General features: G+C 42.4%; 9 protein-coding genes. All 9 read right to left on the bottom strand.

Features of this window, described 5'->3' with window-relative positions; genetic code table 11:
• Positions 1-64 precede the first annotated feature (64 nt).
• The gene (locus V7K62_RS15395; protein ID WP_334865344.1) at positions 65-1,561 is read right to left on the bottom strand and encodes a DHA2 family efflux MFS transporter permease subunit; all 1,497 of its coding nucleotides are present in this window, start codon (positions 1,559-1,561) and stop codon (positions 65-67) included.
• A gap of 398 nt (positions 1,562-1,959) precedes the next feature.
• The gene (locus tag V7K62_RS15400; protein ID WP_334865346.1) at positions 1,960-2,601 is read right to left on the bottom strand and encodes a PEP-CTERM sorting domain-containing protein; all 642 of its coding nucleotides are present in this window, start codon (positions 2,599-2,601) and stop codon (positions 1,960-1,962) included.
• A gap of 21 nt (positions 2,602-2,622) precedes the next feature.
• On the bottom strand, positions 2,623-3,372 hold the full coding sequence (locus tag V7K62_RS15405) for a Coq4 family protein (RefSeq protein WP_334865348.1): 750 nt from the start codon (positions 3,370-3,372) through the stop codon (positions 2,623-2,625).
• A gap of 144 nt (positions 3,373-3,516) precedes the next feature.
• A complete protein-coding gene (locus tag V7K62_RS15410; protein WP_334865350.1) occupies positions 3,517-4,662 on the bottom strand; it encodes a 3-oxoacyl-ACP synthase III family protein in 1,146 nt (381 codons plus the stop codon).
• A gap of 206 nt (positions 4,663-4,868) precedes the next feature.
• A complete protein-coding gene (locus V7K62_RS15415; RefSeq protein WP_334865352.1) occupies positions 4,869-6,722 on the bottom strand; it encodes a ScyA-related TPP-binding enzyme in 1,854 nt (617 codons plus the stop codon).
• 67 nt (positions 6,723-6,789) lie between these two features.
• Positions 6,790-8,310, bottom strand: a complete 1,521-nt coding sequence (locus V7K62_RS15420; RefSeq protein WP_334865354.1) for a class I adenylate-forming enzyme family protein — start codon at positions 8,308-8,310, stop codon at positions 6,790-6,792.
• 63 nt (positions 8,311-8,373) lie between these two features.
• On the bottom strand, positions 8,374-9,840 hold the full coding sequence (locus V7K62_RS15425) for a cytochrome P450 (RefSeq protein ID WP_334865356.1): 1,467 nt from the start codon (positions 9,838-9,840) through the stop codon (positions 8,374-8,376).
• 58 nt (positions 9,841-9,898) lie between these two features.
• Entirely contained in the window at positions 9,899-11,605 is a 1,707-nt protein-coding gene (locus V7K62_RS15430) for an HAL/PAL/TAL family ammonia-lyase (RefSeq protein WP_334865358.1), read from the bottom strand.
• Between the two features lie 190 nt (positions 11,606-11,795).
• Complete coding sequence (gene aroF / locus V7K62_RS15435; protein WP_334865360.1) at positions 11,796-12,890, bottom strand: 3-deoxy-7-phosphoheptulonate synthase; 1,095 nt, start codon at positions 12,888-12,890, stop codon at positions 11,796-11,798.
• Positions 12,891-13,317 lie beyond the last annotated feature (427 nt).

Raw genomic sequence — 13,317 nt, forward strand, 5'->3', positions numbered from 1 at the left:
TTGACCCTTAAGTACTTAATTTTTGTCTCAACGCAAAGCTTTAGCTACAGAATCACTTAGTGTTTCAACCCAAGAGAATTGGAGCTTTTTTTCGAGATGTTAGTCTAACTCTCAAAAACAGTAAAGGTACATAACTAGCAAGAATGATGAAGGTACTGTAGCGAAACAAGTCATTGTAAGCTAAAGTTGCTGCTTGCTGCTGCACCAAGTTTGATTGTTTGATAACGTGAGCGAGATTCGTAGAATGAAATGTTTCTAAACGCCCAAGCATAACGGTTAGCCCAGCAATGCCAATACTACCTCCTAACTGGTTAATCAGGTTGTAGATACCGGAAGCAGAAGTTCTTTTAGCTTTGCTAACATAGCCTATAGTTGTTAAAGACAGAGGCACAAATAATAATCCCAAACCAATGCCTCGCCAAATCTGCGGCCAAAATATATTCCAGTAATCTGATTGCAGATTTAAATCGCTTAATTGCCAAGTACCAACAGCAGAAAAAGTAATTCCTAGTGCCAAAAGAATACGAGCATCTAGGCGGCCTGCCAACGCACCTGTTAAGGGTATAATTAAAGCAGTTGCTACTGGCCCTGGCATGAGCAGCATTCCTATTGTCAATGAGTCGTAATTCAGAACTTGACTCATAAATATTGGGGTTATAAATAGTCCACCAAAAAGGCTAAAGCCAACCAAAAATGTGATGATGTTGCCTGCGGCAAAAGTTCTATTTCTAAATAATGATAAATCGATAATGGGAAAGCGAGTCACTAACTCCCACCAAATCAGATATGCGATCGCACTCACCCCAACTATCAATAGAACAATAATTAACCCAGACTCAAACCAATTCAATCGCTGCCCATTTTCTAGAGCGTATTGCAAGCTAGATAAACCAATTACTAAAGCTATCAGACCTGACCAATCAAATTTACCCTGTGGTTTCTTTAAGTAAGGTGAATCGTGAATAAATAGAAACACCATTACCGCAGCAATCAATCCAATTGGAACATTGATTAGAAAGATTGAACGCCAGCTAAATGTATCTGTTAAATATCCTCCTAATACAGGGCCAAAAGCCGGAGCCACAAGCATCCCCAGACCAAAAATGCTCATTGCTTTGCCATGTTCTTCTCTAGGAAAGGTATCCAACAAAATAGCCTGAGCCGTTGGAAAAAGAATTCCTCCACCTAATCCTTGAAGAATACGAAAGAACACAAGCGCTGACAAATTCCAGGATAGTCCACATAACAATGAGGAAACTGTAAATAATATGATTGCCCCAGCATAAAACTTTTTACGACCCCATAAGGCACTCAGATAGCCAGTTAAGGGCATTACAATCACATTACTAATAATATAGAATGTTACGACTGAACTAATTTCATCAATCGACCCACCTAAATTGCCTTGAATTTGAGGAATTGCAATATTAACAATACTAGTGTCAATAATAGCAATTATTGTACCTATCATCAGAGTTGTTGTGATCAACCATTTATTTGTAGCAGGTGGTGTAATAGCAGATTGCTCTTTTTGAGAGCCAAGATGGTATTTCGGTTTCATGGGTTTAAATTTTTAATTTGCAGCAGAAACTACTAGAGATTGTGGCTAAAAAATAGTTAGGCTACAACTCAATTCCATAAATAGATTATGAGAGTGATATTGTTGTTTGATATCTCTAAATACCAATAGCTAAATCGTGCTTTTGAGGATGCGATCGCCTCGTGTGGTCTTTATGTGATATATACCAGATATATTAATCAGCTATAGATGATATTTTTTTTATAAAATATAGATGTACTATTTAAATTCAAGGCTTAAAAAACTAGAAAAGTATCAGTAACCCTCTTTTATCACTTTCAGTTAAATTAACAATTGTTCGACGATTTCATGTTTGACCAAAGGTGATAAAAGAGGGGGAATCTAGATATGGTTAAAAGTTAACCAAACCAGCATCTTTTCTACATACTTGTATCAAGTATTTCTCCTTGGCGCGGACGACGACGGAAGATAAACCAAGCGCCTACTCCCAACAATGCAGGCAACAATGCAGGTTCAGGAACCTTCTCGATTCGGGTTTGGACAGTTCCTTCAAACACGGAATCGCCAAAGTTTCGATTGATAAAGTCCACAAATGGAAAGGCTTTTAATTCAGCCGTGCCAGGGACAGTAGTTACTAGATCGTAAGAGCCTAGTGCATTCTTGGGGTAAATAAATCTTGTGGAGATAGAGAACTCAGACTTAGGCACGCGATCGCTTTCCTTAACAAAAAGAATAAATTCATCTTGTTCAGGATCTGGAAGACCACTGCCAACACGATTCAAAAATACAAGGGTGTCAGCTACAGATCCCTGGAAAACACCTTTTTCCCCCAAATCAACTTTGTAATCTTTAACTGCACCGTAATACTCCCCAAGATTAGGAGTACTAGTAGTATTACTTACGGTGGAGTCATCATAGATAAAGTAACCGTTTGCTCCCTCACCCTCGAAAGTAAATTTAAATAGGGCGGCTTGAGCTGGATTTATACCTACCGTTCCTAAACCTAAAAATGCTGCGACGCTGATAGCAGAAGCGATCGAAAATTTGTTCAACAAAGCCATTTTAGTTATCCCGCAATATAGCTATACTCTGAGACTGGGAATTTGCTCGTTTGACAAGCGATCGCGTTTCAAAACGTGACCAGGTAAAATATTATACTCTGCTTGAATACTGTCCAGCGGTCTGTGCCACATCTCTTCCCAGCGCACAGCCCAGAGGGGATGAGCAGCACGACCCCGTTGCCAGCCTTCAAACAGTGCTTCCAGAGCTAAACCCAGACTCTTGGTTTGAATGGTTGCAAAGTGCAGAACTAGCGCTGTCATCAATAAGGTTTGATAGACTGTTGGTCCTTGACCATGACAAAAACCCTGGAGTGCTAATTCTCCAAAAAGCTCTGCTTTATAGCCAGTTACAACGTGCCAGATGTCATGAGTCTGCATTTTGCGTATTTTGACATAGGTTAAGTCATCAGGTGAATCATAAGCACTATAGTCATAGGCAAGAATACCATTTTCAGTCATGTGATGATAGTAGGCATAACCTAGAGTTCCTGGAGCGCAGTCTTTTTCGAGGTCTTCTAATTTATATTGAGGCCCCAAATAGCGCTGCGAAATCATCTCTGCCATGCCAGGGTTAAGCCGCAACTGTTCAACGTAGTCGGAAGCTTGAATGTCATCCAGATGCCTCACTACCTCTTCTAACTTAAAATACCATGCAAGCTCAGGATCGTTAGGAAATGCTGCTACTGATAAAAAAGCCTGGACAAAAGCTGGATCGTTGAGCAGGGATTTGGAATTGGGCAGTACTTGTGCCATTGCCTCTGTAATCTTCATCAAAAAACTCCTTTCATTTCAAAAAATGTATTTTGCTGTCTACGTGTATGCAGATAATTCTTGTATTGTGAGAAGAAGAGCTAATAGTTTCCTCTCTACACAAGTAATTTCATGAATCAAATAAGTTCTAAATTGTCAAGAATCCTAGTGACGAATCAGAATTCTATCCTCTTGTTGAGAAAGGCTGACTGAGGCAGCAGGAGCAGGGCCTAATGCGACATCGCCCCAGCGCATCACACAGCCACCAGCATTAGATGACGAACCCATTGTGTAGACGAGAACTAGATCGTTTTCACGAATTTTACCTGTGTGGGCTGCGTGATAGAGATTAGCAACGGGAAAGGTCGGCCCAATGTTGGCATATAGGGGATTGATGTTGATTGTACGCTCTGGTTCAATACCTAGAGCGCGAATGCAAACTCGTGAATACCAGGCGCTGGGTGTATTAAAAACAAAAAAGTTGATTTGATCTAAAGTGAGTCCAGCATCAGCGATCGCACCGTGGCAACATAGACGAATAAACTTCACCGTCGTCTCATTAAACATCTTGCTGGCACCTTTGCCGCCTCGGATGAACATTTTCATGTTGCCATGCTCATCGGTAGTGAATTCATTATAGAAAGCACCACAGGTATCAGCAGTATTGGCAATTTTCGTACCAAGAATACCTTGGTTTGGTTTCAGCTTACCAACTACAAAGGCTCCAGCACCATCACCCGATAAAAACGCCAGAGTATCATTTTCGTCGGTATAGCGCGAATACGTAGTGGAGATGACCACTAACACATTGCGATACTGTCCCGTTTGCACCAGAGAACAGGCTGTCTGAAGCGAAACTAACGCTGAAGTGCAAGTTGATTCTACATTCCACGCCGCACCATGTAGTCCCAGTTTCCCAGCGAGAAAGGCAGCATTACCAGGTGTGATTTGCTCTGGAAACAGTGAAGTAACGAGCATAAGATCGATGTCTTCAGGAGATAGCTTTGCGGCTTCGAGAGCATCAAGAGCGGCGCGATATTCTAGTGAAAGCGAAGTCTCATCAGGAGCTAACACCCTTCGCTCGACAGTACCACGGAAGGGGTCTGACATATACGGTGCTACCTCTTGTGACCAGATATCGTCATCACTATTGATTGTGGCTTTATCAGGTACAAACAGTTTAGCCAGGGTTTTTTGTTCAGCCTCAGCAACCATCTTGGGGAAATTCTCTCTGTAATAATCGTTTGTGCGGATGATGCTAGGAAAGTTAACTGAGACTGCGCGAATACCTACTGATTCAAATCTTGTCATGACAATTCTCCTTTTGATTTTGTTTTTGGGGTTACACAATGGAACTGGAAAATACTGATGCAATTTGAGATTCTGAAACATCTATTGGATAAGCGTTTCAGATTTCCATCTGTCGCAATCATTTTTAAAATTGGTATGACTTTCTGATTAAGTTCTGGGCAACAGATTGAGGATTTACGTAGATGCACAAGAGATTATTCCCTGATTTAGGAACGCCCTGTTTTGGATTCTATGGCTCCTTGCTTAATCAGACTCTGAATGCGACCTCCAATAGGTGCGGGTCGGGTTGGGTCAATTTTCACATCAACAATGAATGGAACAGTAGAGGTAAGTGCTTTTTCTAAAGCAGATTCCAAGTCAGACTCCGTATTAACACAGATACCATCAGCTCCCATAGCTCTAGCGATCGCGGCAAAATCAGTACTCGGTATCTCCGTATCTATGGGAACGTTGCCACTTAACCCCTGCAACGCCATTCCTTGAGCGCACATATTGTAGCGTCCATCGTTGAGTACAATCCAGACAGATGGAATCTCGAATTTCACTGCTGTGCTAACTTCGTTGTTCATCAGCATTGCTCCGTCGCCAACAATAGCAACAGCTTTACCTTTTCGCCCTAATGCTGTACCAACTACCCCAGTGGCAGCATGACCCATAGACCCAAAACCAGTACTAATCCGGTAACGACCTGGTTGGTTAAATCGCAGCAAATGAGTTGCCCAAGCAAAGGAGTTACCTGCCTCAGCTAAGATTGAGGCATCGCTGCCCTCAATAATCAGCCGTTGAATTGCATCCATTAGTGCTTCAGGTCGCACTAAGCCATTTGGGCGCTGAGTATTGGTATAGGCTTCAGGACGCGGTAGTGAAGAAGTGGGAAACCAATTAAGACGCTCTGGAAAGTGTTTTAATATAGCTCTGAGAAATGCTTTGACTTCCGAGTGGACAGCGAGAGTCTCTACAGATGGATAAGCCACTCCTGGAACTTGCGGATCAATATCAACATGCACGAACCCATTAGCAGGAATCATCGCCGGACTCCAGAATGAAGTCGGCTCACCAAGGCGCGTTCCCAACACTAGTATGCGCTGCGGTCGTTGTTCCTGCATATATTTCAGGACAGATAAATGCCCACTAAAGCCTGTGACACCGATAAACTGCGGATGATGTTCTGGAAAAATGCCTTTAGCACGAGGTGATGTCATCACCGCCGCCCCAGTTTTTTCTGCCAACTGGCGGATTTCCTCTGCGGCGTGTCGCGCACCGAAGCCAACCCAGATGGCAAAGGATTCTTCTGATAACAACTTTACACATTCAGCGATCGCTTCTTCACTAGCAGTTGCTACAGATTGAGAAAACACTGGCTGAGGTAACTGTACTTTTAATGGTGTCGTCTGGATTGGGGTGGGAACACTAATATGGGCTACAAAACTCCCTGGTTGTGCTAAACCTTGGGCAAGTCTGCGAGAAATTTCTGGCAGTTGATCCCCAGATTCTAATATGGTTGCGTAATTGAATAGTGGGCCTGAGGTAAAAATTCCTGAGAAGGGCATTGTGTGGGCGCTGGTTTCTTGACAAGCTCCGCGGCCGCGATTTCCAGTTGAGGTTGCAGCTGACAAGAAAATTACCTTTGCTCCTTCCCCGCGAGCAGCAAAAAGCCCAGTCAGAGCGTTAGTGATCCCAGGGCCTGTAGTAGTGAATACCACGACAGGGCGATCGCTGGCAAAATAAGCCTCGGTAGCGGCAAAAGCTGCTCCTGATTCATGGCGAAAGTGAAGCAATTGGATGCTGCTACGGTTTAATGTTGCCCATAATGGCCCAATACCGCCTCCTGAAACACCAAATGCATAGTTAACTCCGAAATTTTCCAGGATCTCAACTAAAGCCTCTGCAACCGTAGGTTGAGTGAATTCTGACTCTGGAGATTTTTCATTCAGCGATGCCGGGGAGAAAATGGAAGATCCAGTTGAAGTTTCTAGTGAAATTTGATTAGATGGGAGGTTAATTTTTGTCCCCAAAGCTTGAGAAGAATTAGTGTTTTTGTTGATAGATTTAGTATTCACAATTGCCAACCTTGATTTTTATTTGTTGCTTTTTTACCTTTCTTTAGTACTTAGCTCAACTTAGCATTCAGTTGTTAAGAACAGCTAATTCCGAGCTTGATTGCTGGCGCAAAACTCGTTTTAGAACTTTACCACTTGGGTTTTTTGGCAGGGAATCTACAAAATTAATGCCACAAGGAAGTTTGTATTTTGCCATCCTTTCAGAACAAAATTTGATGATTTGTTCTTCACTAATTATGTGGCCCTGTTTCAGGATAATATTTGCCTGAACTATCTCACCTTTGAAAGCATCCTTAATGCCATATACAGCTACTTCGGCAACAGATGAATGTTGATAAATCACATTTTCAACTTCAGTCGGATATACCTTAAATCCAGACACATTAATCATGTCTTTCAAGCGGTCAACGATGTAGAAAAAACCATCTTCATCTACCCGACCAATATCGCCAGTATGGAACCAGCCATTTTTAATTACTTCAGCAGTTTCAAATGGGCGATTCCAATAACCAAGCATGACGTTAGGCCCTCGAATTACTATCTGACCCAATTCACCAGGCTGTACCTGATTACCATTATCGTCAATAACTTTCATTTCCACATTCTCAATTGGAGCGCCAATGGAACCGAGTTTGTATTTCAAATCGTGATTATAAGATGCAAATGGTGAGGTTTCAGTTAAACCATATCCTTCATTAATGACTTTTCCATACTTATCCTGCCAAGTTTGTGCAACTTCAATTGGCATCGGTGCCGCCGCTGAAAAGTAATAACGCACGCTATTAAGGTTGTAGCCAGATAAATCACTATTTAGAAGATTGATGAATACCGTTGGTACTCCAAAGAACATTGTTACTTGATGAGTAGCGATCGCATTAAGTACTTGTTCAAGGTCAAATCGACGTTTTAGGATAATTGTGGCGCAGACGTTTAACGCTGCGTTGAGAATAGCATTTTGACCAAAGCAATGAAATAGCGGTAAGTAAAGCAGTAATCGGTCATCTGGTTGCATTCCACAACAACGGTTTTGGGAATACATATTAGAAATTATATTGCCGTGAGAAAGGGTTGCTCCTTTAGGAAAACCCGTTGTTCCTGATGTATAGATGATGCTAGCAGGAACATCGCGATCTATTTCAATAGCGTATGCATTGCCAGAAGTACTTTCCATCAGTTTTGCTAAAGCAATTCCCTTCTTGGGGCTACCTTCTGCAATCAAAATGTGTTGCAGTTCGGGTAAATCTGCCTCTGCTACATTTTCAACGAGTGACTCTGTGGTAATTATTACCTTAGCAGCACAATCGTTGAGAATGTAGCTAACTTCATTGCTTTTGAGCATGACATTGACTGAGACGACAACTGCACCGATTTTGAGAATACCAAGATAAGAAATGATAAATTCTGGAATGTTTGGCAAAAATAAAACTACGCGATCGCCTTTTTTAATTCCTAATCCACGTAAACTGTTAGCTAGACGATTTACTAGTTGGTTAAGCTGTTTATAGGTAAAAATTTTCTCTTCAAATATCAGAGCGTTTTTATCAGGATATAGTTGACAACCCCGCTCGATGTGATGGGCAATATTCATGGCTAAAAAGACTCACTCAAGTTCATTACATTGTCTACTTCGACAGTCATTGATAAGAAGAATTCAGAACTCAGGAGCGGAGCCGGAGACGCTCTGCCTCTGGTCAGAATTCAGTGTTAATAATGTCTTTTGAGTATTTAGTTGACTGACGTTATCAAGTTCAGTTTGTGGCTCTAATGTCATCAGGATGCCTTTACGTGTTTGCAGAGTTAGTAATGGCAGCCACTCAACTGGGTGTTCAGGCAGTAGATTGAGGCGGAAACGTTGACACACCATTGCCACAATCAACTGAATTTCCGTTAACGCAAAGATGTCACCTAAGCACTGACGTTGGCCGCCGCCGAAAGGAAAGTATGCATAACGCGGACGATCAACAGAGCGTTCTGGTGTGAATCGCTCAGGATCAAAACCTTCAGGATTATCCCAGAAAGCAGGGAGGCGATGCGTGACAAACGGACTGAGCAAAAGCATGGAGCCAGCTGGGATATGATAGTCGCCGATTAAATCATCGCCCAAGTTGTTGCGGGCATAGACCCAAGCACCGGGATAAAGTCGCATTGCTTCCTGGACAACCATTTTGGTATATTTTAGGTGCGGCAGATCCTCGAAGGTCGGGGTTCTTCCAGCCAATACCGTAGCCAGTTCTGTCTGTAGCTGGCGTTCCACAGTGGGATACTTAGAAAGCAAGTACCAGATCCAGCCAAGTGTTGCAGCTGAAGTCTCAAATCCAGCCGAGAAGAGTCCAACTATCTGGTCATGTAATTGCTGGTCACTAAATCCCCTGCCAGACTCATCCTGAGTACTCATGAACATTGAAAGTATGTCATGAGCAGGATGATTGCCTTGTTTGCGTTGTTGGATGATGCTGTTGGCAACTGTGCGGAGAGTGTTAATTGCTTGTTTAAACTGGCGGTTTTTTGGCGTGGGAAAGCTAATAGGCGGCTTGATGACAGCCCACACGCGATCGCTCAGGAACTTGTAGATAATATTCCAAGCCTGAATTAATTCAGTGGTGTCCTTATCAGCGTCGATACTCAAAGTCGTCTTCAGGAGAATCTGCTGTGTCAGAACGAGCATCTCCTGAGAAACATCGAGGGTTGCACCAACTGCAATTTTTTGCCAGCGTTCTAGCATCTGGGCGGTAAGCTCGGTCATGTCATTGACCATCGCGGCGATTTGCTGGCGGTGAAAAGATGGTTGCATTAGGCGACGCTGGTAACGCCATGAGTCACCCTCGCTAATTACCAAGCCTTCGCCAATTACCAGTTTTATGTCCTGGAAATTTTCACCTTTTGTGTAGTTCTGAGTATTTTCTTGCAGGACATATTTCACACAATCTGGATCAGCAATCAAGTAAAGTTGTTGCGGGCCGATTGCCCCCAGATGGACAACGCCACCATACTCACGCGCTGCATTGGTGAGGAATTGCAACGGATTTGTTGACATTTGTGGAAAGCAGCCAATAATCGGAAAACTGGGTGGGCCAGGAGCCTTTTTACCTGCATTTTGGTAGATGCTCTGTTTAACCATTGTATTCTCTCTCCAATTTAATTAGAAAAAATTATGACTGTTCATAACAGATTGAGATTTAAGAGTGCAAGGTCAACAAAAGCTCGTTAACTGCTTGCACAATTTGCCCACCCTTGGCGATATCAGTTGCAATTTTGGCAATGTGTTGGTCTAGGGCTTGTTCGTGGTCGTTCCAGATGTAAGGTCGGTCGGCCGAAGGCGGTTGTCCGACTAGATCGCGGATTGCTAGATATAAATCTCTAGTTGCAGGCGAAAGGGTGACACGGGCATCATAATGTCCAACAGTTGTGTATGTGCGTAAATCAACTGCTTGTACTCCAAACATCAAGGCGATCGCCATATATTGTTGGAAAATTTCTACAGAGCGTCGGGCTAAATTTGCGGAAGCAAAACCTTGACTGTTGATATTTTGATTAAATTGTTCGGCATGGGTAGGAAATCTATCGGCTATGGAATTGCCGTAGAAGGTTAATAACGGCATAATAGAGTTTCCGGCTATTTGTAGACCCTTTAGCCCCATATTCACATTACGTTCACTGTTCCCTACTAAAGATGCTGGCAATCCGTTATTAAATTCTGGCGCTACGAGGCAGGCTATTTGTACATCTAAATGTTTAGCTAACAACCCAATGTAGTAACGTAGCTGATCCATGCCGATGCTTACGTACTGTCCTAAGAAGTTACCTCCGTGATAACTAGCTTGGTTTTCTACATCAATCAGTGGATTATCTGTTGCTGAGTTAATCTCTACTTCAATTTGTTTACTAATCTGCTGGATACCATCGACAATTGGCCCTAAATATTGGGGTAGACAGCGCAGCGAATAACGGTCTTGAATTAAATGCTTACCTCGATAATCGTGGGAACCATCTAACTCTTCACGGACTAAGCAAGAACCTGCAAGCAAGTTAAGCATTTGAGAAGCAGCCCATTCTTGCCCTGGGTGCGGTTTTAACTGATGAATAAATGGGTGGAAGGATTGATTAGTTCCATTCAAAGCCTGAACAACTAAGGCATGGGCCCCCATTGCCAGTGTTAATAAAGTTTTAGTATCATAAACGCAATTAGCAGCGATCGCACTCATCACAGAAGTACCATTCATCATTGCTAACCCTTCTTTAGGAAGTAGTTGCAAGGGTTCTAAATCGAGCTTTTTCAAAGCTGTGGGAGCATCCATTTCTGTACCGTTAAAATCAACGGAGTAGCTAGGATCTAGACCAATCATTGCCCCAGTAATGTAAGAGAGCGGCACTAAATCACCACTTGCACCGATGGAACCAAATTCATAGACATGGGGTGTAACACCAGCATTCAAAAACGTTTCTAAACGCTGAATGAGTTTTAGACGGATGCCAGATGCACCATACAAATGTGAGTTTATCCGCAACAACATGGCAGCGCGGACATCAGCTAGTGGTAATCTCTGCCCTGCACCTGATTTGAGAAACCAAACGAGGTTGTTCTGCAATAAAGAGGCACATTCAGGAGAGATAACAACATTTGCCATACCCCCAAAGCCAGTAGTCACACCATAAATTGCCTCACCAGTTTCAACCGCATGAGAAATATAGTCACAAGAAGCTTGGATTCCCTGTAATACCTTCTGATTATCGGTCACGCGTACCAAAGCATGATGACGTGCGACGCTAACGACTTCATCAATTGTGAGGTTTTTTTCACCAACAATAATTGTTTTGTCTATATTTCCTGAGAAAGAAGGTGAATACTTAAAAGTTTTGTCTGTGCTTAAGGATACTGTATTCATCGGAGTTCTTTGACCCTAAAATTGCAGCTATTCGTAGAAATATCTTGTTGTATCAGTGTGATTAGGCGTTGCTGTCGGAGACTGGATTTACTTGCCTTACCCTAACTGAAACATTTGTATACTTATCAGAGGTAAGGTAGGGTTTTATGCAAGGATATTGTGTAAAGTCAGCAACGCCACTGATTTAGATTTAGACGAAGCTAGAAACTCGTGTAGTGAGCTTTGGCATTGCAACTGTGCTATTGCTTTTAGACCAACGACCAAAGAACTTGCTGATGCTAGCTAATTCTTGCATTAATTCTTCAAACGCTTCTAATGTCAAAGACTGCGGCCCATCAGAAAGTGCTTTGGCTGGGTTGGGGTGTACCTCAATCATCAGAGAATCTGCACCAGCGGCAATAGAGGCCATAGACATAGTTGAAACAAACTCTGATTTGCCGGTGGCGTGGCTAGGATCAATCATAATTGGTAAGTGAGTCAAAGTCCGCAAGACAGGGATTGCAGATATATCAAGGGTATTCCGTGTATACTGTCGGTCAAAGGTGCGAATTCCCCGCTCACACAAAATTACATTGGGATTGCCCGCTGCCAAAATATATTCAGCTGACATCAACCAATCTTCAATTGTGGCAGCTAGACCCCGCTTCAATAACACTGGCTTACCAGTAGCACCAACTTTCTTTAGCAGTGAGAAATTCTGCATATTTCGGGCGCCAATTTGGATCACATCTGCTACTTCTGCAACCTTGTCCAACTCAGCTGCATCCATCAGTTCTGTGATAATACCCAAACCAGTAGCTTCGCGAGCTTTTGCTAACAAACCTAATGCACTCTCGCCATGTCCTTGGAATGCATAAGGTGAACTCCGAGGTTTGTATGCCCCACCTCGGAGAAACTGTGCCCCTGCTGCTTTTACTATCTGTGCTGTTTCAACAATCATTTCCTCGTTTTCAACAGAACATGGCCCAGCAACTACAACTAAAGGATGGGTTTGTCCAAAGGTAACGGCTCCATTAGGTGTGGATACAACCACTTCACTATGTTCTCCATAGCGGAATTCTAAAGAAGCGCGTTTAAACGGTTTTTTTATTCGGATAACTTGCTCAATATAGGGGCTGATGTTTTGAATTTGTCTAGTGTCAGTTTCCGCCGTTTCCCCAACTAAGCCAATTACTACTTTATGTTGACCCCGACACACTTCTGGCGTGATTTCTTGACTACGAACTTCTTCAACAATCCGCTCAACTTCTACTGATGGTGTCCCTATTTTCATAACGATAATCATTGCTTTGAATCTCCTAAAAGTATTGCAACTATTTATTGAGTAGTGGTATTGCCTAGATTTGAGAATTTTGTTTGTTGCTTGTTTAATCCTCAAATAACAATCAGCCTATTCTTTGAGTTTTATGCAAGATCCTATAAGTTTTTTATTTACAGTTTATCGAAATAATTATCTTATAGTATCTCTGACTTTGCCTGTTAAGTCTCAAAGCTTTCCTCCGAAGAAACTTATCGGGGCGACGGCTGATTTTGGAAATTTGTTTTGTCTTATTTTTCGCAGAGCGCCTAATAAATAAATTACCAACAGTCCTACATCTAAAAATACTAACCTTTCTATTAGGTGCTGCTTAACTTTATATTTAACATTCTTTTTAAAAAAATACAAGCCCTAATTTTTAGTTTAAATTTTTATGATTTTCAGTAGACTGCCT

It is taken from the genome of Nostoc sp. (assembly GCF_036917935.1).
GTDB lineage: Bacteria > Cyanobacteriota > Cyanobacteriia > Cyanobacteriales > Nostocaceae > Nostoc.

Bases quoted from the DNA above. Each gene is read 5' to 3' on its own strand.
- aroF (WP_334865360.1), bottom strand. From the start codon at position 12,890: ATGATTATCGTTATGAAAATAGGGACACCATCAGTAGAAGTTGAGCGG.
- V7K62_RS15405 (WP_334865348.1), bottom strand. From the start codon at position 3,372: ATGAAGATTACAGAGGCAATGGCACAAGTACTGCCCAATTCCAAATCC.
- V7K62_RS15410 (WP_334865350.1), bottom strand. From the start codon at position 4,662: ATGACAAGATTTGAATCAGTAGGTATTCGCGCAGTCTCAGTTAACTTT.
- V7K62_RS15425 (WP_334865356.1), bottom strand. From the start codon at position 9,840: ATGGTTAAACAGAGCATCTACCAAAATGCAGGTAAAAAGGCTCCTGGC.
- V7K62_RS15430 (WP_334865358.1), bottom strand. From the start codon at position 11,605: ATGAATACAGTATCCTTAAGCACAGACAAAACTTTTAAGTATTCACCT.
- V7K62_RS15420 (WP_334865354.1), bottom strand. From the start codon at position 8,310: ATGAATATTGCCCATCACATCGAGCGGGGTTGTCAACTATATCCTGAT.
- V7K62_RS15400 (WP_334865346.1), bottom strand. From the start codon at position 2,601: ATGGCTTTGTTGAACAAATTTTCGATCGCTTCTGCTATCAGCGTCGCA.
- V7K62_RS15395 (WP_334865344.1), bottom strand. From the start codon at position 1,561: ATGAAACCGAAATACCATCTTGGCTCTCAAAAAGAGCAATCTGCTATT.